The organism is Acinetobacter sp. TG2027 (assembly GCF_000302435.1).
GTDB classification, from domain to species: Bacteria; Pseudomonadota; Gammaproteobacteria; order Pseudomonadales; family Moraxellaceae; genus Acinetobacter; species Acinetobacter pittii.
Genome location: NZ_AMJN01000008.1, coordinates 225,470 through 251,008, shown reverse-complemented (window position 1 = coordinate 251,008; position 25,539 = coordinate 225,470). Strand labels below are relative to the sequence as shown.

Annotated in this window: 21 protein-coding genes; 11 read left to right on the top strand and 10 right to left on the bottom strand. The window is 38.8% G+C overall.

What is annotated here, in order from left to right; genetic code table 11:
* Positions 1-16 precede the first annotated feature (16 nt).
* From glnE to B806_RS0104195, 7 genes are all read left to right on the top strand, one after another.
* Positions 17-2,767, top strand: a complete 2,751-nt coding sequence (gene glnE, locus B806_RS0104225) for a bifunctional [glutamate--ammonia ligase]-adenylyl-L-tyrosine phosphorylase/[glutamate--ammonia-ligase] adenylyltransferase (RefSeq protein ID WP_017402653.1) — start codon at positions 17-19, stop codon at positions 2,765-2,767.
* Positions 2,768-2,791: 24 nt separating this feature from the next.
* Complete coding sequence (locus tag B806_RS0104220; RefSeq protein WP_017385645.1) at positions 2,792-3,718, top strand: branched-chain amino acid transaminase; 927 nt, start codon at positions 2,792-2,794, stop codon at positions 3,716-3,718.
* A gap of 68 nt (positions 3,719-3,786) precedes the next feature.
* Entirely contained in the window at positions 3,787-4,674 is an 888-nt protein-coding gene (locus B806_RS0104215) for an ELM1/GtrOC1 family putative glycosyltransferase (RefSeq protein WP_017402652.1), read from the top strand.
* Between the two features lie 13 nt (positions 4,675-4,687).
* The gene (locus B806_RS0104210) at positions 4,688-5,497 is read left to right on the top strand and encodes a polysaccharide deacetylase family protein (RefSeq protein WP_000499402.1); all 810 of its coding nucleotides are present in this window, start codon (positions 4,688-4,690) and stop codon (positions 5,495-5,497) included.
* 12 nt (positions 5,498-5,509) lie between these two features.
* Positions 5,510-6,505 carry a glycosyltransferase gene (locus B806_RS0104205; protein WP_000546718.1) on the top strand — a complete coding sequence of 332 codons (996 nt, stop codon included), beginning with the start codon at positions 5,510-5,512 and terminating at the stop codon, positions 6,503-6,505.
* A complete protein-coding gene (locus B806_RS0104200; protein ID WP_002060002.1) occupies positions 6,498-7,526 on the top strand; it encodes an ELM1/GtrOC1 family putative glycosyltransferase in 1,029 nt (342 codons plus the stop codon). Before B806_RS0104205 ends, B806_RS0104200 begins: the two co-directional genes overlap by 8 nt.
* Complete coding sequence (locus B806_RS0104195; protein ID WP_000734175.1) at positions 7,523-8,590, top strand: glycosyltransferase family 4 protein; 1,068 nt, start codon at positions 7,523-7,525, stop codon at positions 8,588-8,590. Before B806_RS0104200 ends, B806_RS0104195 begins: the two co-directional genes overlap by 4 nt.
* A gap of 68 nt (positions 8,591-8,658) precedes the next feature.
* Here the strand turns inward: B806_RS0104195 and B806_RS0104190 are convergent, their stop codons facing one another.
* On the bottom strand, positions 8,659-9,789 hold the full coding sequence (locus B806_RS0104190; protein ID WP_002059996.1) for an acyltransferase: 1,131 nt from the start codon (positions 9,787-9,789) through the stop codon (positions 8,659-8,661).
* A gap of 103 nt (positions 9,790-9,892) precedes the next feature.
* Between B806_RS0104190 and B806_RS0104185 the strand changes: the two genes are divergently transcribed.
* On the top strand, positions 9,893-10,747 hold the full coding sequence (locus B806_RS0104185; RefSeq protein ID WP_001035148.1) for a WlaTC/HtrL family glycosyltransferase: 855 nt from the start codon (positions 9,893-9,895) through the stop codon (positions 10,745-10,747).
* An 82-nt stretch (positions 10,748-10,829) separates the two neighbouring features.
* On the opposite strand, the gene B806_RS0104180 is transcribed toward B806_RS0104185, so the two are convergent.
* From B806_RS0104180 to B806_RS0104160, 5 genes are all read right to left on the bottom strand, one after another.
* Entirely contained in the window at positions 10,830-11,762 is a 933-nt protein-coding gene (locus tag B806_RS0104180; protein WP_017402651.1) for a glycosyltransferase, read from the bottom strand.
* Positions 11,763-11,847: 85 nt separating this feature from the next.
* Positions 11,848-12,897, bottom strand: a complete 1,050-nt coding sequence (locus B806_RS0104175; RefSeq protein WP_002059998.1) for a glycosyltransferase — start codon at positions 12,895-12,897, stop codon at positions 11,848-11,850.
* Between the two features lie 42 nt (positions 12,898-12,939).
* Complete coding sequence (locus tag B806_RS0104170; RefSeq protein ID WP_001251493.1) at positions 12,940-13,158, bottom strand: hypothetical protein; 219 nt, start codon at positions 13,156-13,158, stop codon at positions 12,940-12,942.
* A gap of 141 nt (positions 13,159-13,299) precedes the next feature.
* The gene (aspS, locus tag B806_RS0104165) at positions 13,300-15,078 is read right to left on the bottom strand and encodes an aspartate--tRNA ligase (protein WP_000986451.1); all 1,779 of its coding nucleotides are present in this window, start codon (positions 15,076-15,078) and stop codon (positions 13,300-13,302) included.
* Positions 15,079-15,248: 170 nt separating this feature from the next.
* Positions 15,249-16,013 (bottom strand): DUF4184 family protein, encoded by a 765-nt coding sequence (locus tag B806_RS0104160; RefSeq protein ID WP_002059997.1) that lies wholly within the window; start codon positions 16,011-16,013, stop codon positions 15,249-15,251.
* A 135-nt stretch (positions 16,014-16,148) separates the two neighbouring features.
* Here B806_RS0104160 and znuD point away from each other — a divergent pair, with 135 nt between their 5' ends.
* Both znuD and B806_RS0104150 read left to right on the top strand, forming a co-directional pair.
* Entirely contained in the window at positions 16,149-18,224 is a 2,076-nt protein-coding gene (gene znuD / locus B806_RS0104155; protein ID WP_000899879.1) for a zinc piracy TonB-dependent receptor ZnuD, read from the top strand.
* A 75-nt stretch (positions 18,225-18,299) separates the two neighbouring features.
* Positions 18,300-19,763, top strand: coding sequence for a phospholipase D family protein (locus B806_RS0104150; RefSeq protein WP_002059994.1), 1,464 nt, complete (start codon positions 18,300-18,302; stop codon positions 19,761-19,763).
* Positions 19,764-19,957: 194 nt separating this feature from the next.
* Here B806_RS0104150 and B806_RS0104145 read toward each other — a convergent pair whose 3' ends face one another.
* Entirely contained in the window at positions 19,958-20,404 is a 447-nt protein-coding gene (locus tag B806_RS0104145) for a hypothetical protein (RefSeq protein ID WP_001290065.1), read from the bottom strand.
* A 164-nt stretch (positions 20,405-20,568) separates the two neighbouring features.
* On the opposite strand from B806_RS0104145, the gene B806_RS0104140 reads away from it, so the two are divergent.
* Positions 20,569-20,952 carry an RcnB family protein gene (locus B806_RS0104140; protein WP_000743009.1) on the top strand — a complete coding sequence of 128 codons (384 nt, stop codon included), beginning with the start codon at positions 20,569-20,571 and terminating at the stop codon, positions 20,950-20,952.
* 37 nt (positions 20,953-20,989) lie between these two features.
* Here B806_RS0104140 and B806_RS0104135 read toward each other — a convergent pair whose 3' ends face one another.
* From B806_RS0104135 to B806_RS0104125, 3 genes are all read right to left on the bottom strand, one after another.
* Positions 20,990-21,472: a phosphate-starvation-inducible PsiE family protein gene (locus B806_RS0104135; RefSeq protein ID WP_001113293.1), complete on the bottom strand. Its 483-nt coding sequence runs from the start codon at positions 21,470-21,472 to the stop codon at positions 20,990-20,992.
* 119 nt (positions 21,473-21,591) lie between these two features.
* Positions 21,592-23,373 (bottom strand): acyl-CoA dehydrogenase C-terminal domain-containing protein, encoded by a 1,782-nt coding sequence (locus tag B806_RS0104130; RefSeq protein ID WP_001123422.1) that lies wholly within the window; start codon positions 23,371-23,373, stop codon positions 21,592-21,594.
* Positions 23,374-23,540: 167 nt separating this feature from the next.
* A complete protein-coding gene (locus tag B806_RS0104125) occupies positions 23,541-25,343 on the bottom strand; it encodes an acyl-CoA dehydrogenase C-terminal domain-containing protein (protein ID WP_001136741.1) in 1,803 nt (600 codons plus the stop codon).
* Positions 25,344-25,539: the final 196 nt, after the last annotated feature.

Genomic DNA, 25,539 nt, shown 5'->3' with positions numbered 1-25,539 from the left:
GAAAAGAGCTTTTTATATGAATGCGGAGCAGTTACAAAAAACATTGCGTGCCAGCCAGTACGCAGAACAAGTTTTAGGTTTGCATCAAGCTGTTTTAGAACAAGATTATCAAATAGATCAATTTACTGCACCGCTCTCGACCGAACAGATTTACCAAGTTGTACAGACCACGCTAGATGGGGTTGGTGATGAAACGCTTTGGATGCGCGGAATGCGCATTTTACGTAGCCGTTTAATGTTCCGCTGGATTTGGCAGGATGCCAACCAACTGACCGATGTTGTCACACTCACTCGTGAACTTTCTGATTTTGCCGATGCCAGTATTTGTGCAGCAAAGGATTTTGCACGTGTCGCACTTGTGGCGAAGCACGGTGAACCTGTGAGTTACTCTGGCAAAGTTCAAGATTTGATTGTTGTTGCCATGGGTAAGCTTGGTGCTCAAGAGCTTAACTTGTCGAGTGATATCGACTTAATTTTTGCCTTTGATGAGCAAGGTGAAACCAATGGTCGCAAATGTATTGATGTACAGCAGTTCTGTATTTTGTGGGGACAAAAACTCATTTATTTGCTTGAACACATTACTGCCGATGGTTTTGTGTTTCGAGTCGACATGCGCTTGCGCCCTTGGGGGGATGGTTCGGCATTAGCGATTAGTCATGCCGCTTTAGAAAAATATTTAAGTCAACATGGCCGTGAGTGGGAGCGTTATGCATGGATTAAAGCGCGTGTAGTGACTGGAGGTAAAGAAGGGCAGGATTTGTTAGAAATGACACGTCCTTTTGTATTCCGCCGTTATGTCGATTACACCGCTTTTGCTGCTATGCGTGACATGAAAGCGATGATTGAGCGTGAAGTGTTACGTCGTCATATTGAGGATGATATTAAACTTGGGGCGGGTGGTATTCGCGAAATTGAGTTTATTGTTCAGGTATTTCAACTTATTTATGGCGGGTCTAAACGTGAGTTACAAGACCGTCAATGTTTAGTTAGTCTTGAGCACATTGGTGAAGCTGGCTTATTAGAAAAACAAGCTGTATTAGAACTTGAAGATGCTTACCTATTCTTACGCCGTGTTGAACACGCGATTCAAGCTCTAAATGATCAGCAAACCCAATTATTACCAGAAGAATTGGACTTAAGACAACGCATTATAGATACCTTAGGTTTTGCTAGCTGGAATGAGTTTCTCGATGTTCTTAATGAAAAACGTCAAAAAGTAAAAGTTCAATTTAAGCAATTGATTGAAGATACCAGCTCTAATGCCGCAACTGAAAATTTTGGGCAGTTAGAGCAGCAATTAGATGAAGTGCTGGATGACAATGCGAAAAATCTGATTCATGAGTTTTGGCATGGTCATGCACTTAAAAAACTTCCTTCAAATGCTGTGCAGCGTTTAAAAACGTTTTGGCCTCATTTAATTGAAGCGATCTTACAGTCTGAACAACCACAAACTGCACTGTTGCGTTTAATGCCACTGATTGAATCAGTCATGCGTCGAACAGTGTATTTGGTGATGCTGATTGAAAGTAAGGGGGCATTACAACGCTTAGTGAAAATGGCGACGGTGAGTCCGTGGATTTGTGAAGAACTGACACAGTATCCGGTACTGCTGGATGAGTTCTTATCGATGGATTTCGAGTTGCCAAAGCGTAAGGACTTAGAAGACTCATTACGTCAGCAGTTACTTCGTATTGAGACTGATCAGGTCGAAGACCAAATGCGAGCACTTCGCCTGTTTAAAAAGAGCAATGTGTTAACTGTTGCTGCAAGTGATGTGTTAGCTGAAAGCCCATTAATGAAAGTATCTGATGCATTGACTGATATTGCTGAAGTCAGTGTAAACGCAACTCTCCATTTAGCTTATCAGACCGTGGCGAAGCGTCATGGTTACCCTAAAGATGTTGATGGAAAACGTTGCTCTCTAGACTACAAAGCTTTTGCTGTCATTGGTTATGGCAAAGTGGGGGGGATTGAGCTGGGCTATGGTTCTGACTTAGACCTTGTCTTTATTCACTATCTAGATGAACAAGCTGATACGGATGGAACCAAGTCAATTAGTGGCTTTGAGTTTGCTATGCGTATTGCTCAAAAGTTTATGTCTTTGATGACTACGCAAACGCTAGACGGCCGTGTCTATGAGATTGATACACGCTTAAGACCTTCAGGAGAGGCAGGTTTATTGGTAACGAGTCTGAAAGCCTATGAACACTATCAGTTGAAAAGTGCATGGCTTTGGGAGCATCAGGCATTAGTACGTGCCCGCTCTATTGCAGGTGATGAGGTGCTTTGCCAGAAATTTGAAATATTTCGACGCGAGATATTGACTCAATCTAGAGATGAGGCTTATGTTCGTGAGGAAGTGTTGAAAATGCGTCAGAAAATGAAAGACCACCTAGGTTCGTCTTCTGAACAAAAAAAACATGGTATTTTTCATTTAAAACAGGACGCAGGTGGTATCGTCGATATTGAATTTATGGCACAGTATGCTGTACTTGCATGGAGCGGGACGAAACCCGATCTCGCCCATTATTCTGATAATGTAAGAATATTAGAAGATGCTGCTAAAGCAGACTGCTTATCCAGTGAAGATGCCACAGCATTAATTCGAGCCTATCTTAGTGAACGTGCCGAAAGCCACCGTTTAGCCCTTGCAAATCAATCCATGCAAGTCAGCGCAGCGGACTGGCGTAGTACCCGTGCGGTCGTTTGCAATTTATGGCAAAGATTAATAGACCCAACCGCCTCGGTTGAGTTGGATAGTGAATGATTTTATAACAATTTGGAGTGTTCCATGAATTTGGCTGATCGTGATGGTTTTATTTGGCAAGATGGAAAATTAATTGATTGGCGTGATGCAAAGATTCACGTTTTAACCCATACTTTACACTACAGTATGGGCGTATTTGAGGGTGTTCGTGCTTATGAAACGCCTAAAGGTACAGCCATTTTCCGTCTTCAAGACCACACAAAACGTTTGTTAAATTCAGCAAAAATTTATCAAATGAAAGTGCCGTATGATCAAGCAACGCTTGAACAAGCACAAATCGATGTTGTTCGTGAAAATAAATTAGCTTCTTGCTATTTACGTCCATTAATCTGGATCGGTTCAGAGAAACTAGGTATTGCAGCAACAAATAACACGATTCATGCTGCTGTTGCTGCGTGGGCGTGGGGTGCATATCTTGGTGATGAAGCGATGGCGAATGGTATTCGCGTTAAAACTTCATCATTTACTCATCATCATCCAAACGTGACCATGTGTAAAGCAAAAGCATCTGGTAACTACACGTTGTCAATTCTTGCTCACCAAGAAGTTGCACACTCAGGTTACGATGAAGCAATGCTCATGGACCCACAAGGTTATGTATGCCAAGGTTCAGGTGAAAACGTATTCTTGATTAAAGATGGCGTTTTACACACTCCAGATATCGCTGGCGGTGCACTTGACGGTATTACACGTCAAACTGTGATGACAATCGCTAGAGATCTTGGTTATCAAGTTGTTGAGCGCCGTATTACACGTGACGAATTCTATATCGCAGACGAAGCATTCTTCACAGGTACTGCTGCTGAAGTAACACCAATTCGTGAATACGATGACCGTCCAATCGGTTCGGGTACTCGTGGCCCAATTACCACTGAAATCCAAAAAACTTACTTTGATGCGGTTCAAGGTAGAAATCCGAAATATGAACACTGGTTAACTTACGTAAAATAAGTTAATCCGTTAACATAAAAAGGCGAACATAAGTTTCGCCTTTTTATTTTTTGGCTTAGGGAGCTTCTATGCATATTGTCTATGTGTCTGATGGTAAGGCAGGGCACCGCTCACAAGCATTAGGCTTGTTTCAGTCAATGCAAAGACAACAGCCAGAAATAACTTTTGAAGAGGTCCTAATTTCTGAGTTACCTATTATTTCCTTAATTCAGGCACTTTTCTCTTCAAAAAAATCTTTGTTTAAACAAGCGCCTGATTTTATATTTGGGGTGGGAAGCCACACACATTTTCGTGTTTGGTTGCTCGGTAGAATTTTTAAAAAGGCTAAAACGATTATTTTAATGAAGCCGAGTTTACCTATTGGTTGCTTTGATTATGCTGTTATTCCGGAGCATGATGGTATTCACGCCGATAACCATGTGATTGTCACGCGTGGTGCATTAAATCCTATCCGTAATGAAAATCGTCATCAAACCGCGAGAGTTTTAATCGCTTTAGGTGGTTCATCTAAACGACATCAATGGAACCAAAATAAAGTATTAACCAGTGTTCAAAAAATTGTTGAGAATAATCCAGACGCTGAAATTATTCTGACCACTTCACGTCGAACCCCAGCAGAGTTTGTCGATATTTTAAGGCAACAAAGTTTTGCCCAGCATTTACACATATTTCCAGTTGAGCAAACACCTCAAGGCTGGATTTTCGAAGAAATGCAAAAAGCAGAAGCTGTCTGGGTAACAGAAGACAGTGTCTCTATGATTTTTGAGGCGCTTACCGCGGGTTGTCGAGTCGGGGTGATGGCAATGGACCGTTTGAAAGACGACCGGATTACGCACTCAGTTGATCAAATGTTAGAATCAAAATTAATTTCACAGCAGACTTGTGTTGTACAGTTACCACAACCTTATGCTTTTAAAGAAGCAGACCGTGTGGCAACATATCTTTTAGCGAAATAATGAGTTTGGCATTGTGTTTTATATCCTGATTTTACTGATCTTGCTTATTGTGTTATTTAGCTATAAGTATGCGTGGTGGAAGCCAGCAGTGGATTGGAATCGACCACGTGTATTGATGTATCACATGGTACGAGATCATATTAATGGTGCCAAATTTAATAAGCTTCGGGTCAAGCCCGCTGAGTTTGAAAAGCAAGTTGCCTGGATGAAAGCGCAAGGCTTCCATTTTGTAACGATGCACGAATTGCAAGAGAACTGGGGAAAGCACCCAGCCAAAACAGTTGCCATTACCTTTGATGATGGTTATTTAGACAACTTACAAAATGCTTATCCTATTTTAGAAAAATATCAGGCCAAGGCAACCATATATGTTGTGGTTGATCGTCATGATCGTGATTGGTCGACTTATAAAAAAGCCCATCATAATAGTGGCGAATTGGCACGTGAGCCAAAACTGAGTGATGGACAAGTCCGATTTTTGGCAAAGAGTGGTTTAGTTGAAATAGGCTCACATACCATGACTCATGCCAATTTGGACAAGTTGACAGATGAAGAGTGTTTGCAGGAGTTGGGGCAATCGAAACAACAGCTTGAGCAGATGATTGACCAACTTGTGACCAGTTTTGCCTATCCTTTTGGAATTTATAGTCAGCGTGACGTTGAACTGGCCAAACAGGCAGGTTATCGTAATGCCGTGACCACCAAAGAGGGTATTGATATTGCACAGCCTGACTTTATGCAGTTACAGCGCATCAAGATCAGTGGTAAAGATTCGCTATTTGCAGTGAAATGTCGCTTGAAACTGGGTCAGCGCGGGTTATAAGAGAGAATAACAATGCATATTTGTATGGTCATGGCGGGTGACGAAGAAGGCGGTTTGGAAAAACATGTGGTTGAACTGGCAAATGGTTTGGCACAGGCGGGGCAAAAGGTGACACTCATCGCGCATGAAAAGTATGCTGAGCGAGTCAGTGGTGTTGAATTTAAAGCTTTGGATTTAAGCAAGAGCCGTAAAAACCCGATTTTGCTGTGGCAGTTGTATCAGACCATTAAAGCCACGCATGCTGATGTCCTGCATGTGCAAGCCAACAAAGCCGTATCCATGATTGCCCCCATGCTGAAATGGTTGAAAATTCCCAGTGTGGCGACACTCCATAACCTAAAACGTAATGTTCAGGCATTTGAAAAATATGATCGAATTATTGCAGTGAGTCGACGGGTCGCCAATCAGTTTAGTCAGCAAGACCGTGTGCGTGTAGTCTTAAATGGGATTCAGCCACCTGTACATCAGGCAGCACAAAAACAGCCACATCAACCTTTACAAGCGATTGCGGTTGCACGTCTCGTGCCTGCCAAAGGTTTTGATTTACTGGTTCAAGCATGGCAAGGCATTGATGCCAAGCTCTGGATTGTGGGAGATGGGCCAGATCGCGATTTACTACAAGAAAAAATTCAGCAGTATGCTTTAACAGATCGTATTGAATTGCTTGGGCATCGCAATGATATTACGATGTTGATGCAACAAGCAGACTTTCTGGTGATTTCATCACGTAATGAAGGTGGGCCTTATACCTTGGCAGAAGCCTTGTTGGTACATTGTCCTGTCATTTCAACTGATGTGGGCATGGTGGCAGAAGTCTTACCTGCTGAGCTGATTTGCCCTGCAAATGATGTCACTGCTTTACATGATTTAATTCAACAGCATGTGCAGCATTTTGAGCAGCTCACTGAGCGTTCAGAACCGATTTATCAATCTGCCCAGCAACAGCTAACGCTAGAAGCTGTGCTACACAATACCCTACAGGTTTATCAGGAACTGAGTCATGCATAACCAACCGAAAAGTAAAAAAATAGTATGGGTGGTCAGCGATGGTGTGCCAGGGCATTTTAATCAGTCTAAAGGGGTGTTGTTTGCACTTGAGCGTGATTTTGAGCTAGACGTGCACTGGATTGAACTGACACTCAAACATAAGTTTTATCGTCGTCCTTTGACTTGGCTATTAAATTGTAAAATCCCTAAAGCAGAAAAAATTCATCAGTTTTATCAGGGAGATGTTTTGCCAAATGCACGCCCAGATATTGTGGTTGGTGCAGGTGGAAATAGTGCCTATGCGATTGTGTGGTTATCTAAAGCACTTGGTGCAAAAAATATTTTCTGTGGTTCATTGCGTCAACTGAAAGCTGAATTGTTTGATGCAATATTGGTGCTCGAACCAGATTTGCCAAAACCATTTATTAGCTTGCCTGTGTCGCCGATGCCTTTAAGTCAGGCAACCTTGCAACAGCATGGCAAGCAATGGCACTCCGAGCATCCACATGTCGAGCAGCAAGTATGGACCATGCTGATCGGTGGAGATGGCGCGGGAGCACAGTATCAGGAGCAGGATTGGATTCAACTGGCAAAACAGATGAACCTGCTGGCACGTCAGCATCGGATTAAATGGTTGCTCAGCACTTCACGCCGTACAGGGAAACAGGCTGAAAAAATTCTGCAGCAGTACTTAAATTTTGAATGTATTGTAGATGTAGTGTGGTGGGCAGAACAGCCACGTGCAGTTTTGCATCAGTTTTTGGCAGTTTCGACACGCGTATTTTGTAGTGCAGATTCTATGTCTATGCTCATGGAAAGTGTTTCTGCCATGCGTCCTGTAGTTGCTTATTTGCCTGAGCATTGGCAACCCGATGAACAATTCGGAAATGTATTGAAACGCTTGGAAGCGGATCATCTTATCCATATTTCGCCTATAGCTCAGTTAAGTCAGATTAAAGATAGCGAAGATAAGATGAAATCATTAAAATATGAACCGAGTGAACAATTGGCAAAACTGCTAAAAGAAAGGTTATTCCCTTGAAAAAACTAAAAATCATAAATGCCGTTTATGGTGATGCAACGGGTGGTCGTTGGCAGGCAATGCTTGATATTGCAAATACCTTAAAAAGTTTTGGACATGAAGTGGTTTTGCTGCGTGGTACTGAAAATCAGCATCTCAAAAGTGGTGAATGGCCAATCACAGTGATTCCGAATAAAGGTTTTTATAGTGTCACTGCGGCATTAAAAATTCGTAAGTTCATCGAGCAGCAAAAACCAGATGTGATTATTGCCCATAGTGGTAAGGCTGTGTGGTTATTTAAAAATGCTATGCTGGGAATGTCGAAAAAAATTCCAGTGATTGCAGTCAACCACAGCCATAACGTCAAACGTACCTTACGTGCAGATGCATTTATTCATATTACGCCGTATGTACAAGAGTTGGTGCAAAAGCGCCAAACGCCTGAAGAGCGCGCTACAAAACCACAGCAAGTGATTTCAAATTTAACATATCTACCAAAGGTTACTGCTGAGCCATGTTTAATTAAACAGCCACCAAACATTGTGATGTTAACGCGTATGGTACCCAATAAAGGTGTTCATGTGCTGATTGATGCTTTAGCAATTCTTAATAATAAAGGCTTGCCATTTCATGCAGTTTTGGCAGGACAAGGTGAAATGTTAGAACAGTGTAAGGCACAAGCACAAAGATTGGGTTTGGCTGATAAGGTTGAATTCCCAGGGTGGATTGGAGGCGAAGATAAAATTGCATTATTGCAGAATGCTGATATCGTGGCGCTGCCATCAATTACTGAGATTCAGGGGATTGGTATTTTAGATGCCTTTGCATGGGGTAAAACCCTGATCACTACGGATGACATCGGGATTCGTCAAACAGCAAAGCATGGAATTAATGCTTGGTGTGCCAAAGCTGATGATGCACAAAGTCTTGCTAATGGTATTGAATACTTGATTCAACATCCAGATGAAGCTTTAAAGTTCGCTCAGCAAGGCAAAAAAGAGGCATTAGAAAAATACTGTTTTGAGCAGATTGCGAAAAAGCATAATGCATTTGTGAATGAGGTTTATGAATTTTATATGAAGTAAAATTCATAAAGGTTTTATAAAATTTTAAATGAATGAAAATATGAAATTTTCATTCATTTTTATATTGATTATTTTTTAATGTAATTTGCTAATTTATTTGAGATATTAATGGAGTATTTGTCAACTAGCTTGTAAAATAAGATAGAGAAAACAATAGATGTAAAAATTGTGATTAAACTGGAGATTATTGCTGAAAAGAAGAAAGATTCTCCGAGATTTTTTATAAAAAAATTAAATACTGGTATACCGATAATGTATAAAATAACAAGATGATTTAAATATATTGAAAATGATAGCTTTCCTAAATTTATTAAGACTTTTTGGCTAAGTATTTGAGATAAATAATGAGATTTTAAAATGGCGTATGTTATAAATAAACTTCCAGTAAATATAGTGTAATCATAACTTTTTTTACTATGGTTTGAGGCTTCATAAATAATTTGATAACTTGCGCTTGTTTTATGGAAGCCTATAAAATATAAACCAAGAATTAGCAAGAATAAAGATAAATATTTGTTAATATTTTGCATGTGATATATAGCCATCCCAAGAATGAAACTTAATATTCCTAAAAGAAAAATTTTTGAAATGCTAAGAGAAATTATTAAAAATAGGAAACTAAAAAAATAAAAATGTTTAATTTTTTGAATGTTTTTTAAATAAATTAGATAAAATATAATTAAAGAGCCTATTAATTCATTTTTCATCGTCCAAAGCACCGTATTGTATTTAGACTCTGCAAATATAAATGGAGTAATTAAACTTGAGTAGATGCTATTTAAAAAACTAATATTTTGCGGTATAAGTTGGCTAAACCAATTTGTAGTTTTAGATAAATCAATAGAAATATGAAAAATTAAATAAGAAATAATACATGAACATAATGCAGGTATAGCAAGCCGAGGATAGCGCTTTATTATTGATGTTTTTAGTTTGATTTTTGGATTTTTTGCATTTAAGTTTGCAGCTGTTAAAACATATCCACTTAATATAAAGAAAATATAAACAGCACCAGTGCCAGAAATAAAGAATAAAAAAGGTGAATTATGCATTGATGCTAAAAAATCACTTGAAGGAAAGTTTTCTTGTGAAAAATAGTTGTGAAGTTGAGGGAAGAAAGTTAATGAAAGGTGTGATAGAACTACTATTATACATGCTATACCACGCAAACCTTCCGCTGCTAAATTTTTATTTATCATATTAATTTCCCAAATTATGAAATTTTAACAATATACATCATTTAAATTTTTTAGTATATAATATAGAAATTCTCTGAATTTTATATGCTTCTATGGTGTTGATATGAATAAAAAAATAACAGTTGTTACAGCTTTTTTTGATATTGGGAGAGAGAATTGGACAGTAGAAAAAGGGTTTCCTGACTATTTATTTAGAACTCCAGATAGTTATATAAATTATTTTAAGTATTTAGCTTTATTAAACAATGAAATGATTATTTTTACTTCTGAAAAGTTCAAAGAGAAAATTTTAGAAATTAGAGAAAATAAACCAACTCATGTTGTTGTGGTTAATTATCCTGAAGATTTTTTAAAATATAGAAATAGAATTGAGGAAATTCAAAATAGTAATGAATTTAAAAGCAGGGTATCTCCGAAGCAAATTATTAATCCTGAATATTGGTCTCCAGATTATACTTTGTTGACTAATTTGAAATCTTATTTTGTTAAAAGGGCAATTGAATCTAATTTGATAACAAATAATTTGGTTGCTTGGATTGACTTTGGTTATTGTAGAGATATACAGACATTGAATGGTGTTCAAGAATGGAAGTATGACTTTGATGAGGAAAAAGTACATTTTTTTACGCTGAAAAAAATACCGAAATTAACTAAAGAGAGAGTATTAAAAGCAATATTTGAAAATGAGGTTTTTATTATAGGCGGTGTTGCAATAGCTTCTAAAGAAAAGTGGTTAGAATTGCAAAAAATAATTTATTCTTGTCAGTTAGAGCTTCTAAATGAAAATATTGTTGATGATGATCAAGGTATATATTTGATGGCTCTTTTAAAGAGCAGAAATTTGATCCAAGAACATCGTTTAGGAAAAAATCAATGGCGTACTTTATTTTTAAGATATGATGAAACTTCTAAATTGAATGTTATTCAAAAAATCAGAAAATATTTAGGAAAATTTTAATATAAGCAAAATAAGTTATCATTTTTATTTAAAAAATTATATTTGCCTTTTTAGAGTATTTTACTAAAAAGGCAAGTGGTTTTTATTTCTTCATTTTTTTATTAAGATAAATCAAGTACCATTTAATACTATCTAAATATTTACTTTGCCTCCAAAGAATTTTGGCATATTTTTTTGCCTCTTTAGAGTTTTTTGGTGCATCTAAAGGTTGATCTTTCCATGGTGACTGGTAGTAGTATTCTAAATATTTTGCACTATGTGAGGCAGCGACACTCCAAGGCTTTGGAGAACTGACAAAATGTATCAGTACAGGGTGTATTTTTTCTTGAGTAAAAAAGTTAAATTTTTCATCAATAAAGTTTACTTTATTTTCTAACAAGATATTCAGCACATCTTGGTCAGGAAATTTATAGTCACGTTTAGAAATAAGTTGGTTAAATTTTTCAAAAACCTGAAAATCATTCCATGCTTTGACATTGATAAATAAAACACCTGAGTTGAAGTATTTGTTGTTAGAGTTTAAACCAATACTTTTGATGTAATCAGGTTTCATACATTTATCTTGTACCGCAGCTAAAACATAATTATTTATATTTATGGAAAGCATGCCTTTTATACTGTCAACACATAAAATATCAGCATCAAGATACCAAAAAATTTCTAGTTTATCTTTTAAAATACTTGCAATTGATAGACGATAATAGATAGCAGTTGTAAAATGACCATTAACTTGCAAATTGTCATAAAATTGAGTGTTTAATATATAAACATGAATTCTAATATTATTATTTTTTTCTAATATATCTTGATACCCTTTAGGGTCAAAAAAAGTTGTGAAAATATGAAAATCAATATTAATATCAGGGTTGTTTTTTGTAATTGAATAAAGTGTGATTCCACAAGGCTTTAAATAATTTTTATCAATTGCAAATGCAATATTTATGTTTGGAACAAAGTTATCCTGCGCATTTGATAATGTATATGTTTTGCTGACAAAATCATTAAATTTGTTCATGAGACATTCATTACTCTATATCTTAATCTGGTTTGAAAATTTTTAAATCTGCCATTATTTATAGCAGATCCAATGACTTTGAGAATCAGTTGATCATTCTGTTACCTTGCTGATAAATTTCTTTTTGCCAAGGAGAATTTAATGGCTGCTGATCAATCAAATTTAACCATTGTTGCAGAATATACTTGGCTTCAAAAATTGAATGTGCAAGTGCATAACCACGCTGTGCAATTTCAACAGCCTTTTCAGGATGTTGTTGATAGTATTTTAATTTCTCAAGTAAATCAGACGTATCTTGAAAATGTACGACGCTATCTTCAGGAAATAATTCTGCCAGACCTGGTGTTTGGGCGGTAAAGACTAGACACCCCATTCCTGTAAGCTGAGCGAGACGGTCACTACTGTACATATAAATATCATTATATTTTGAGTAGTTAATGCCCATTAAACTGTTGCGGACAGCCACTTGATATTCATGCCCAAATAAAGATGGTTGTCCTAAACATGCACCGAGCTTAAATCTGAACTCAGGAAGCTGCTCCGTTAAATGGTTAATAAATTGCTCACGTTCAGGATATTTGCTATTTGAACCGCAGAAAATACAGTCATAGTCAAATTTGAGCCAGTCTTCACGCGCGTATTCAATCGAATGTAAACTCAGGTTTGGCGTAAATGCAAACACAGGATGATCACAAACTTCAGATAGATTCTGTAAATGCTGGCCTGCCGTTGTAACAAAGACATGATCGACTTCACTGTGCATTTCTTTGAAATGGTCAAGGCGGTGAGGTTCATTGATTGGATCAACAAACCACATGGCAACTCTGGCTTGGTTAATCGCTTTAAGTTGCTTGAGTAATTCTTTTGGTAAATGGATATGCCCAATTAAAATCAGGTCAAAGTCAACATTTTGACAAAGTTCAATCAGTTGTTGATGTGTTTTTTTATGAGAAAGGGATGTAGTATTGAAAATGTTACTTTTTCTGACCATGTATTTATAGTCAAAAGCATGCACATAGTGTCCAAGCTCAATTAAACCATGTTGAATTTTGGCATCGGTGTTGTAAAACATTAAGCCATTATTGTCAGTTTTGAAATTTGCAATATGCAAGATTTTTAAAGATGAATGGCGCAATTTTACTGTTCCATAATAAGAAGATGAACAAGAATCGAGGTTTTACTGATTATCCGCATTACCTTTGAGCACCATATAAATTAGGGCAACAAAGATAAGTAATGCACCGACTAAACTACTTACACAGAAATAAAGAATACGTTGGTTCGTTGTGAGGTTAAATAATTCATTCGCAAGGATGTAGCGCATGAAAAACCATTGTGCGAGGGAGAATACAATCACGACTAAAGCATGTCGACGTACATCTGGGCGCATAGCCATAAAGCTGACCTCTTAATTGAAAGCAGCTTATTATGCCACTGACGTGCCTTTTCGCAAAGTATAGCATATAAAAACCGAATGTTTGTTTGATATTGTCTAATAAAACACCCTGCAATTGCAGGGTGTTTTATTAAAGAGCAATTAAGCTTCTTTCTTTTGTTGTTCACGTAAGCGGATGCCCAAGTCACGAAGCTGGTTTGCTTCAACAGGAGCCGGTGCTTGAGTAAGTGGACATTCAGCAGTTTTCGTTTTAGGGAACGCAATAACATCACGAATTGAAGTCGCGCCAGTCATAAGCATTACTAAACGGTCAAGACCAAATGCCAAACCACCGTGAGGAGGTGCACCGTAACGAAGCGCATTGAGTAAGAAGCTGAATTTTTCTTCTGCTTCTTCATCGGAAATACCAAGCGCTTCAAAAATCGCTTTTTGCATTTCTAATGTGTAAATACGAAGTGAACCACCACCAACTTCAGTACCGTTCAATACCATGTCGTAAGCAACAGAAAGTGCTTCGCCTGGATTGCTCTTCACGTCTTCTACACTAGATTTAGGTAATGTGAATGGATGGTGAACAGAAGTCCATTTGCCATCGTCAGTTTCTTCAAACATTGGGAAGTCAACAACCCAAAGTGGAGCCCACTCACAAGTCGCAAGGTTCAAGTCATGACCGATTTTGACACGAAGCGCACCCATTGCATCATTTACAATTTTAGCTTTGTCCGCACCAAAGAATACGATATCACCATTTTCAGCGCCAACACGTTCAAGCAATTGCATTACGATTGGTTCGATGAATTTAACGATAGGAGATTGAAGACCTTCAATTCCTTTTTCGATTTCATTGACTTTAATGTACGCTAAGCCTTTCGCACCGTAGATACCGACAAATTTAGTGTATTCGTCAATCTGACTACGTGTTAATGAACCTGCGCCCGGTACACGAAGTGCTGCAATACGGCCTTTAGGGTCTTTAGCTGGACCTGCAAATACTTTGAACTCAACTTCTTGCATTAAGTCTGCAACATCAACGAGTTTTAACGGAATACGCAAGTCTGGTTTGTCAGATGCATAATCACGCATTGCTTCGCTATATGGCATACGGCGGAATTTTTCAAATTTTACGCCAAGCAAGTCGTTAAATAATTTAACAGTCATGCCTTCCATCAAATCCATAATGTCATCGTCGTTTAAGAACGATGTTTCAATGTCGATTTGAGTAAATTCAGGCTGACGGTCAGCACGTAAGTCTTCATCACGGAAACATTTCGCGATTTGGTAGTAGCGATCAATACCACCAACCATCAACAATTGTTTGAACAATTGTGGTGATTGTGGAAGTGCATAGAAGCTACCATTTTGTACACGGCTTGGTACTAAATAGTCACGCGCACCTTCAGGGGTTGCACGAGTTAAAATCGGAGTTTCAACGTCTAAGAAACCATGATCGTCTAAATAGTTACGAATCAAGTTAGTTACTTTAGAACGGAAGCGTAAACGCTCTAACATTTCTGGACGACGGATGTCCAAGAAACGATATTTTAAACGGTGTTCTTCTGACACGTTAATAGTGTCATCATTTAATGGGAATGGTGGAGTTTCAGATGCAGCAAGAACTTCGATTTCTTTGCCTAAAACTTCGATTTGACCACTCACCATATTTGGGTTTTCAGTACCTTCATAACGGCGACGAACACGACCTGTAATTTTTAATACATATTCAGAACGTGCTTTATCTGCAGTTGCAAATGCTTCTGGAGTATCTGGGTCAATAACCACTTGAACGAGACCATCACGGTCACGCATATCAAGGAAAATAACACCGCCATGGTCACGGCGACGATGTACCCAACCGCATAATGTAACGGTCTGGTCGATTTGGGCTTCAGTTAAAGAGCCACAGTAATGAGTTCGCATCATGATGAAGATTATCCAAACTATATTGGCTGAAAAGACGGATGCGTAAACCGCGCACCGTCAAAAAAATAAGTTTTCGATTATGCCCTGTTGAATGGCATGCCACAAGAACTAGATCAAAAAACAGCTATAATTTAGCTAAAAATGAGCAATTTGGCAGCAAGTTTAGCTATTTAGCCCATTCTTTGTTGTCGATCTAAAAATAAGAATAATAGACATCCTAAACTAAACGTACTTAACCATCCTTGCATAAACTCATTAATAGAGCGGCCAGTAAAATAATAGGTATCAGAATGCCAAACCTCATGGGGAATATAACGGGCATAGTCCCAAAATGAAAATAAGCCTAAAAGTGTAGATAAAGCAAATAAACACCAAGCAAAAATTTTAATTTTATAATTTACTTTCCAATGCTGTTTATGGCGCTGATAGTAATGAATACTCATCCAGCCTAAAAAAGGTAATGCCAGAGCAGAAGAACCGAGTTGAAGAAGGCGATGTAATGGATAAGGGCGGCCAAACAAGTGAACAGTTTGCGATAAAAAGTCTTGAAATATAAAAGTTCTAAAGTCTGAGTGGGTAAGCCCATCCCAAATGAGATGTGTTGCTATACCAATGAGTAGAGCAATTATGATTCCAATAAAAAAGCTAAAAAAATGTCTAAAAGAATCTAGTTTTAAATCGTGTTGGATACCAAAAAAACGGTAAACCACAGGTCGGTAAAGTAAATACCAAATGGCAGAGAATAATAACCCTAGTGCAAGATTAGGGTAGAAAAGCCCCTTCCATTGATGAGTCAGCATACCTGATTGCATTGTAAATAAGCGGTAAAGATCGGGCGTCATACTGCCAATTGCTAAGGCGGCAATGGGTAACGTATTTCGGCTCAATTTAGCAAGTGGAAGGGCGATAACTGCATGGGAGATTGTAAAAGGCATTAGAAAAGAAAGCTTCTCACATCATCAAAAAGTTGAGTCTATCGAAACATGTCATTAGCGAATGTTTTTTATTGCAAAACAACTGAAATGTTATAATATAACAAAACAAAAGGCGTACGATTAGAGACTCACCTCATGTTGTTCTATAAAAATATTTTGACCTTATCCATTTTGGCTGCCATATCTATACCTGTATTTGCAGCAGAAAATGAAAATGTTGAGAAGTTAGAAACTATCCGCATCAAGGCGCACCCCCTTGAGCAAACTTCAAAAGATTTTGCAGTCGCAGATACTGTAGTTGACCAAAAGCATTTGACGGAAGGGGCCGCCACTATTGGGGATGCGCTCAATAGTGAGGTGGGGATTTATGCGAATCAATTTGGGGCTGGTTCGAGTCGCCCAGTCATCCGTGGACAAGATGGACCACGTGTTAAAGTTCTTCAAAATTCATCTGAAAATGTGGATGTCTCAACTTTGTCTCCTGATCATGCTGTAACAGTAGATCCAGTTCTCGCAAAACAAGTTGAAGTGATTCGTGGACCCTCTACTTTATTGTTTGGTGCGGGAACTGTTGGTGGTTTAGTCAACGTTATTGATAACAAGATCCCTACACAAATGCCTGAAAATGGTTATGAAGGACAAGTTGGCTTACGTTACAACACTGGAAGTGATGAAAAGCTGGCGAGTGCTGGTGTAACTGTAGGGTTGGGAAGCCAAGTTGCATTACGTGTTGAGGGGTTAACACGTGATGCGAATAACTATATTGCACCAAACTATATTCATGAAGGTGAAAAAGAGCGCCGTGTAGACAATACCTTTGCACAAGGTGATTCAGTGAATGTGGGGTTGTCTTGGATTTATGATCGCGGTTATACGGGTATTTCGTATAGTAACCGTCGAGACCAGTATGGTTTACCGGGGCATAGCCATGAATATGAAACCTGTAGTGCTCATTTAACAGGTAGACCACATTTACATTGTGATGCTCATGAGCATGATCATGAAGAGGGTGAAGAGGCTCATGCCCATGAAGAACATGAGCACGAACATGGCGGCCCATGGATTGACTTAAAATCTGAGCGTTATGATTTTAAAACCGAGTTAAATGATCCATTTGCAGGCTTCCAAAAGTTACGTGCCCAAGCGAGCTATACTGACTATCAGCATGATGAAATTGAAGAAGGGACAATCGCGACTCGATTCCAAAACAAAGGTTATGATGGGCGTATTGAGTTAGTCCATAACCCTATTGCTGATTGGGAAGGGGTAATTGGTACCCAGTTAGGCCAACAAAAACTAAATTTAACTGGTGAAGAAGCATTTATGGCACCAACCACTACCAAAAAGTGGAGTGTTTTTGCTTTAGAACATAAACAATGGAAAGATGTTCATTTTGAACTTTCTGCTCGTGCAGATCAGCAAGAAATAGATGTAGATGATAACTCTAAACAAGATTTTGACGGTTCTGCTTTTTCCTATGCAGGTGCTGCCAACTGGGAGTTTGCGCCAAATTATAAGCTTTCATTTGTAGCATCACACCAAGAGCGTCTACCTCTTGCACAAGAGTTATATGCAAATGGTGCCCATTTTGCTACGAATACTTATGAGTTAGGAAATGATCAACTCAGTAAGGAAAAATCAAATAATGTTGAGTTAGGTTTGCATTTTGATAATGACAAACTCGATTATCATCTTCATGTTTACCATAACTGGTTTGATGACTACATCTATGCGCAAACCCTTGACCGTTATAAAGACTTCCGTTTAGTTCAATACACTCAAGATAAAGCTCGTTTCTATGGTGCAGAGGGTGAAATTGGTTATCAAATTACGCCAATGTACAAGATCAGTGCTTTTGGCGATTACGTGCGCGGTAAGATTGATGCCGAGGGCAATGCTCCACGTATTCCGGCTGGGCGTTTAGGTACTAAAGTTGATGCAGATTTTGGTGACGGTTTTAGTGGTTCTGCTGAGTACTATCATGTCTTTAATCAAGATAAGATTGCGGCTTATGAAACCGAAACAGAAGGCTACAACATGCTCAATTTAGGGGTAGCATACTCTGGACAATATGGTGCAAAAACAGATTATCGCGTTTATTTAAAAGCGAATAACTTGTTAGATGACACGGTTTATCAACATGCGTCGTTCTTATCAAATATCCCGCAAGTTGGACGTAACTTTACCGTCGGTGTAGATTTTAGTTTCTAAGGCTTCAACACGAAACTAAACTTGAAAAATCAAGCCAAAAGACCTAATTTGAAACTATCAAGTTAGGTCTTTTTTATGCGTATTTTTCAGCGAATTCATCAAAAGTTAAATTGGTCAGGACGTCGTTATATGGCGGTCATACTTTGCGTTGTTGCTATTGCATATCTTGCATCGGCAATTTATCACACAGTGAAACCATTGCCGCAAGGAATTAACTTTAGTGGAAAGCTCAGACATGCCGATGTTAAATTTTTAGCCGATAAAACGTATATTGATGCGAATGGGCAACAACAGGTTGATCAGCACATCTTTGATGAAATCTTGAAAATGATTGATGAAGCAAAAACCACGATTGTGGTGGATATGTTCTTGTTTAATTCAGAAGTGGGTGACTCGAAACTCAAGCAAAGACCATTGATGCAAGAGCTCACTGATGCACTAATTAGTAAAAAAAGACAAAACCGTCAAATTCAGGTTGTTATGATTACCGACCCGATTAATTCGGTATATGGTGGACTAAGCCCTGAACACTACCGTCAATTACGCCAAGCTGGTGTTGATGTCATCGAAACGAATCTGGCACCTTTACGTGCTTCTAACCCATTCTGGTCGGGGTTTTGGTACATCTGTTGCCAAAATATTGGCAATAATCCAGAGAAAGGTTGGTTACCCAACCCATTTGGCGATGAAAAAATTACGCTACGTAGTTATTTGAACTTATTTAACTTTAAAGCAAACCATCGTAAAACTGTTGTCGTTGATACCGATGTGGGGTGGAAGTCATTAGTAACTTCAGCAAATCCGCATGATGGTAGTTCGCGCCATTCTAATGTGGCATTGGTGGTAAATGGAGCCACAGCTGCTGATGTACTCCAAACCGAAGCTGCTGTTGCGCAAATGTCAGGAAGTAGTTCACCATCACTTATTTTAGGCGATTTTGAAAAAGACGTTAGCAAGCCTCAAGTTCAGGTGTTAACTGAAGGGGCAATCTATGAAGCTGTATTAAAATTAATTAATACGGCTAAACCTAAAGAACATCTTGATTTAAGTATGTTCTATTTGTCTGAACGTAAGATTATTCAAGCTCTAAAAAGTGCCCAAGAACGTGGCGTTATTGTTCGTGTTTTACTCGATCCAAATAAAGATGCGTTTGGTAGACAAAAGAATGGTATCCCAAACCGTCAGGTAGCTTCAGAGTTACATGCTGCTGGCATTCCAATTCGTTGGTGTGATACCCATGGTGAGCAGAACCATAGCAAAATGATCTTGAAATATAATGCTCAACAAGCTGTGTTAATTGTAGGATCTGCCAATTTTACAGCCCGTAATTTAAAAAATTATAACCTTGAAACGGATATGTTGGTTGTAGGCAAAGTTCAAGATCAAGTCTTTAAAGATGCTCAGAATTACTTCAATACTTCGTGGTCAAACCTACAAGGTAGACAGATGAGCGTAGACTATGCGAAGTATGCCGATGAGTCTAAAGTGAAGTATTGGATTTATCGTTTTATGGAATGGTCAGGTTTATCGACTTTTTAATTACTATCTTGAAGTTTTCCAAAAAGTAGCAAGGTGATTGGCGACATGGATGTCGCCGTTTCACTGTGTTGCATGGAAGCAACATCAGTGAAACAAAGGTTTTTGTCACTTTTGACCTCTCAAAAGTGAGGCATTAGCTTATATAAAAGACATTCAAATATTATTGTAAGTAAGGGCTGTGCCATAAGTCCGAGTTAAGCAGTAGGCGGAATCAACTGATCCAAAGCCTTATCATCTAACTTCTCTATTTCACTCAAATCCGTCTTAATTTTCCACTGCGACTCATCATCTACAGGATTCGGCAAACGCGCTTCAAGCCAATCACAAACCACATCTGGAGAAAACTCAGGGTGATTACACTGAATAACCCATGATAAAAAATCTTTTGCTTCACCATTCATGTAAGGTGGTGGAGACACAGGAAAGAATAAAGTAGGTAAACGTTCATTCGTCGACAGGTAATTTAAAACATGACCTAATTCTTGAACGGTTTGCCATGCGAGAGGGTGTTGTACATCAATACTGAACTTAAACCACCAAGCGTGTTCGCCATCTGCTCCATGAGCCATGATACGGGCTTCTTGTACACTTGGAACTTTGCAGAAAAATTGATGAAGACGTTCAAAACTGATTTCAGACACAGCAATTGACCTAGCTTGAAAAATGCTAATGGTAGCACAGATACAGATTCTTCATATTTTCTTTATAGTCATTACAAACAATATCAATCAAAGCCATTTTATTCATGGTTTCTCCTTGACTCTCTCTTAATCTAGCTTCAGATCAAGATAAAAAGGAATACTCCATGAAAAAGCCTATTGTTCTCGTACTTTCAACATTAATGTTGGGTATGTCGGCAACTGCGATGGCCGATTCAAATCATCGTTGGGATAACTATCACGGTAAAGACCATAATCGCTATGAACAGCGTCATGATTATCGTTATGACCACCGCAATGATCATAGAGCTCCTGTTTGGTCACATTCTGAGCGTGGCAACCATTATGGCCGATATGTAGCCTTTAAGCGCGGTGATCGTATTCCTGTGGAATACCGTAATAGCCGTTATTATGTCTCAGACTGGCGTGCACATCGCTTATATGCACCACCACGTGGATACCACTGGGTGAAGACTCCTAACCAATACTTATTGGTTGACTCGAAACATCACATTTATCGAGTTCGTTAAATGTAAAATAAAAAATGGCCAGCTTAGGGCCATTTTTTTATGCCAACTCGTCATCTTGCGGTTGGGGTGTTTTTAAAGAAGTAGGCGTTTTTGAATGTTTTTCTTTCATAACAGATGGGTAGTGCCAAGAAGCAAAACGGACAACTAAAATAGATAAGGCTAAAATAAGAATTGAGCCAGTAATAATGACTTGATCAAGGTCAGCTTTATGGTCATGTTGGATATCAGAAATCAGTAAACGTGTTAGGGCTGTAATGGCGACATAAATAAGAAAACGTACAGGCATATGATTGGTTTTAAAGTAAATTCCAACCATTGCCCCAAGTTCTAGGTAAATAAATAACAATAAGATGTCATCGATTGATGCATATTTTTTGACGGTCAGAATTTCAAAAACGGTATGAGCAGCAGACCAAGCAATCATACAGCCTATGATAAATAAGGCTAAATAATGAAAAGCCTCAACAGCATAATGTCCAAACCGATCAAGGGTTCTTTCAAACTTTTTGGGATCAGGCATAGTAAAATCTTTTTTAATATGAGAATGTTTAGAAATTAAACAAATTTTGTGCCAATGGAAATAGTAAATACAAAATAAAAAAACGCCTGATTTTTCAGGCGCTTTTATAAAAAATTTAATTACGCTTGGTTTGTAAAGTAATCTTCACTAAAGCCCATAATTAAGTCAGAACCAGCTTTGATTTTAGCAATCCGTGCATCAATATCTGGCAAGATACGTTCAACAAAGTATTGAGCCAATGCAAGTTTGTTTTGGTAGAAATCACCAGATTTATCTTTAGCAGCGGCAGCAATTTTTGCAAACATATAAGAGAAGCTGAGTAGACCCACTGCATGTAAGTAATCAACAGCAGCAGAGTTCGGGAACTCTACGTTCTCTGCAGCTTGCTCAATAATAAACTGAGTGATTGCTTCGATTTCAGTTGCAGCATCTAAAGTTGCATCTTTAATGAAGTTCAAATCAGTGTCTAGGTCATTTGCAAAGTCACGAATTTCAGTGATGTATTCAGCAATGAATGCACCGCCACATTTAATGGTTTTACGACCAATTAAATCTTGAGATTGAACGCCGTTAGTTCCTTCGTAGATTTGAGCAATACGAAGATCACGGATACATTGCTCCATACCCCATTCACGAATATAACCGTGACCACCAAATACCATTTGAGCATCTAATGTCGCTTGGAAGGCTGTATCTGTGAGGTAAGCTTTTGCAATTGGGGTTAAAAGCGCAACACGGTCATTGGCTTTTTTCACGGCTTCTGCATCAGTTGAGAATTTAGTGATATCGAGCTGCTGGCCTACATAAACTGCAAAGGCACGAGAAGCTTCGTTGTTTGCACGTACATTTAACAACATACGACGTACATCGCCGTGGACTAAAATGCTATCAGCGGGTTTGCTTGGTGACTGAACACCAGCTGCACTACGACCTTGTAAACGGTCAGTCGCGTATTGAGCAGCATTTTGATAAGCAAATTCAGAAGCACCTAAACCTTGAATACCCATTGATAAACGTTCGTAGTTCATCATCACGAACATGGCAGCAAGGCCTTCGTTTTCTTTACCAACGAGGTAACCTTTCGCACCGTCAAAGTTCATCACACAAGTTGCAGATGCTTTGATCCCCATCTTATGTTCAATAGAACCTGGACCAACATGGTTACGGTCACCTAAAGAACCGTCTTCGTTTACAAGGTATTTCGGTACAATAAATAGCGAGATACCACGTGAACCAGCAGGAGCATCTGGAGTTTTAGCAAGTACCAAGTGAATGATGTTTTCTGCTAAATCGTTGTCACCGCCAGTGATGAAGATTTTAGTACCTGTAATGTTATAAGTACCATCTTCATTGCGCTCGGCTTTAGTTTTGATAATACCTAAGTCAGTACCGGCATGTGGTTCAGTCAAACACATGGTACCTGACCATTCACCTGAATAAATCTTAGGTAAATACGTTTCTTTTTGCTCTTGAGATGCGTAGCTACTTAAAGCCATACCTGCACCTACTGAAAGAAGTGGGTAGAGCATGAAAGATGGGTTTGTCGCGAATAACATTTCATCCGCAAGAACGGTAAGCATTTTTGGCATGCCTTGACCGCCCCATTCTTCATCTGCACCTAAGCCAATCCAACCACCTTCTGCATATTGACGAAATGCATCTTTAAAGCCAGCAGGAGTAAAGACTTCGCCGTTTTCGTAGCGAGCGCCTTCTTCATCACCAGTACGGTTTAATGGATGAGTCACATTCTGAGCAAATTTAGCCATTTCTTCTAAAATTGCTTCAGCTGTTGCAGCATCTACATGAGCGAGTTTCTCATTAGCCTGCCAAAATTGTTCTGCTTTAAATACATCATTTAAGATGAATTTCATATCAGCTAAAGGAGCATTGTAAATTGGCATAATCGTTCACCTTTTTTGTGCACATCGGCCTGTGCTAGATATCCTGTAAAACGAAATGGATATTGAATTTAAAATCTAAATTTATCATTGATTTTATAAAAAAAGGACCGTCAAAACTGAGCAGTCCTTTTTTGGTTTTTAACATTGCATATCGCAACTAACTATGATTAGAAAGCGAAATGTTCAGCATCTAATGCCATCAATGGGTCTAAACCACCTGCGATAACATCTACATGAGAGCGTACACGCGGTAAAATTTTCTTGAAGTAGAAGCGAGCAGTAGTTACTTTCGCATTGTAGAAATCAACATCGGTTGTACCCGCAGCTAATTTCTCTTGTGCTACAAGCGCCATACGAGCCCATAGATAAGCTAAAGTAACGTAACCAGAGAAGTAGAGGTAATCTACAGCCGCTGCACCCACTTCATCCGGATTTTGCATTGCACGCATACCGATTTGCATAGTGAGGTCGCCCCATTCTTTGTTCAGCGCAGCAAGTGGCTCAACAAATTCTTTCATGGCAGCATTGTCTTTATTTGCTTCTACAAACTTGTGAACAATCTTAGTGAAATCACGAAGCATTGCACCTTGAGTTTGTAAAACTTTACGGCCTAACAAGTCCAGTGCCTGAATTTCAGTTGTACCTTCATACAAGCAAGCAATACGTGTATCACGTACGATTTGCTCCATGCCATGCTCAGAAATGAAGCCATGACCACCGAACACTTGAACACCGTGCTTAGCAGATTCAGAACCTGTTTCAGTTAAGAATGCTTTTGCAATTGGAGTCAATAAAGACAAGATGTTGTCAGCAAACTTACGCTCTTCTTCAGTTTCGCCTTTTTCAACGATATCTGCATATTGAGCAAGTAAGTAAACAAGTGCACGACCACCTTCAGCAAACGCTTTTTGAGTTAAAAGCATGTTACGAACGGCAGGGTGAACGATAATTGGATCTGCTTCTTTTTCTGGAGCTTTAGGACCAGAAAGTGAACGCATAGCTAAACGTTCTTTCGCGTAAGTTAAAGCGCCTTGGAAAGAAGACTCAGATGCAGATAAACCTTGAACCGCAGTACCAATACGTGCTGTGTTCATGAAGGTGAACATACAGTTCAAACCACGGTTTTCAGGGCCAATTAAATAACCTTTTGCTTGGTCAAAGTTAATGACACAAGTCGCGTTACCGTGAATACCCATTTTGTGTTCGATTGAACCACAACGTACGGCATTACGTTCGCCTAGAGATCCGTCTGCATTGACATTGAACTTAGGAACGATGAATAACGAAATCCCTTTAGTCCCTTTTGGTGCGCCTGGTAGACGAGCAAGAACGATATGGATAATGTTTTCAGCCATGTCGTGTTCACCAGCAGAGATAAAGATTTTCTCGCCAGAGATTGCATAGCTACCATCTGCATTTGGTTCTGCTTTAGTACGGATAATACCTAAGTCTGAACCTGCATGAGATTCAGTTAAACACATCGTACCTGTCCAAACACCTGAAACAAGGTTTGGTAAGTAAGTATTTTTTTGCTCTTCAGAACCATGATGTTCTAATGTACGTACTGCACCGTGAGACAAACCAGGGTACATACCCCATGCCCAGTTAGAGCTACCTACCATTTCTGAAATTGCGATACCTAAAGAGTTAGGTAAGCCTTGACCACCGTATTGTTCTTCTGCTGATAAAGACGGGAAGCCAAGTTCGATGTATTTTTGATAAGCTTCTTTAAAGCCTGTTGGTGTAGTTACAACACCATCATTCCAAGTACAACCTTCACGGTCGCCAACTTGGTTTAAAGGAGAAAGTTCATTTTCACAGAAGTCTGCCGCAGCTTCTAAATATTGATCAACCAATTCACGGCTTACGTTACCTTGAAAGTCAGGTAATTTTGCATAGTGTTCTTCAGCATTTAATAATTCATGCAAAACGAATTGCATATCACGTAAGGGCGCTTTGTATTGTGGCATATCGGGTTCCTCAATACTGGTGAAACCAGAGTTATAATCCTAATCTACGATAATGTGCCATAAGGCACCTTGAACTATTACATCGTGCAACAACTTGCATAACTGTACAAGCACCTCGGGGCCTTTACTTTGTGACTGCAAAGTCAAGAAAAAAATACTTGAACTATGTAAGTGCTTTGAGTGTAAACACTTTTGA

Coding starts and splice junctions, on each gene's coding strand:
- glnE (WP_017402653.1), top strand. CDS start 17: ATGAATGCGGAGCAGTTACAAAAAACATTGCGTGCCAGCCAGTACGCA.
- B806_RS0104220 (WP_017385645.1), top strand. CDS start 2,792: ATGAATTTGGCTGATCGTGATGGTTTTATTTGGCAAGATGGAAAATTA.
- B806_RS0104215 (WP_017402652.1), top strand. CDS start 3,787: ATGCATATTGTCTATGTGTCTGATGGTAAGGCAGGGCACCGCTCACAA.
- B806_RS0104205 (WP_000546718.1), top strand. CDS start 5,510: ATGCATATTTGTATGGTCATGGCGGGTGACGAAGAAGGCGGTTTGGAA.
- B806_RS0104200 (WP_002060002.1), top strand. CDS start 6,498: ATGCATAACCAACCGAAAAGTAAAAAAATAGTATGGGTGGTCAGCGAT.
- B806_RS0104190 (WP_002059996.1), bottom strand. CDS start 9,789: ATGATAAATAAAAATTTAGCAGCGGAAGGTTTGCGTGGTATAGCATGT.
- B806_RS0104185 (WP_001035148.1), top strand. CDS start 9,893: ATGAATAAAAAAATAACAGTTGTTACAGCTTTTTTTGATATTGGGAGA.
- B806_RS0104180 (WP_017402651.1), bottom strand. CDS start 11,762: ATGAACAAATTTAATGATTTTGTCAGCAAAACATATACATTATCAAAT.
- B806_RS0104170 (WP_001251493.1), bottom strand. CDS start 13,158: ATGGCTATGCGCCCAGATGTACGTCGACATGCTTTAGTCGTGATTGTA.
- aspS (WP_000986451.1), bottom strand. CDS start 15,078: ATGATGCGAACTCATTACTGTGGCTCTTTAACTGAAGCCCAAATCGAC.
- B806_RS0104160 (WP_002059997.1), bottom strand. CDS start 16,013: ATGCCTTTTACAATCTCCCATGCAGTTATCGCCCTTCCACTTGCTAAA.
- znuD (WP_000899879.1), top strand. CDS start 16,149: ATGTTGTTCTATAAAAATATTTTGACCTTATCCATTTTGGCTGCCATA.
- B806_RS0104150 (WP_002059994.1), top strand. CDS start 18,300: ATGCGTATTTTTCAGCGAATTCATCAAAAGTTAAATTGGTCAGGACGT.
- B806_RS0104140 (WP_000743009.1), top strand. CDS start 20,569: ATGAAAAAGCCTATTGTTCTCGTACTTTCAACATTAATGTTGGGTATG.
- B806_RS0104135 (WP_001113293.1), bottom strand. CDS start 21,472: ATGCCTGATCCCAAAAAGTTTGAAAGAACCCTTGATCGGTTTGGACAT.
- B806_RS0104130 (WP_001123422.1), bottom strand. CDS start 23,373: ATGCCAATTTACAATGCTCCTTTAGCTGATATGAAATTCATCTTAAAT.
- B806_RS0104125 (WP_001136741.1), bottom strand. CDS start 25,343: ATGCCACAATACAAAGCGCCCTTACGTGATATGCAATTCGTTTTGCAT.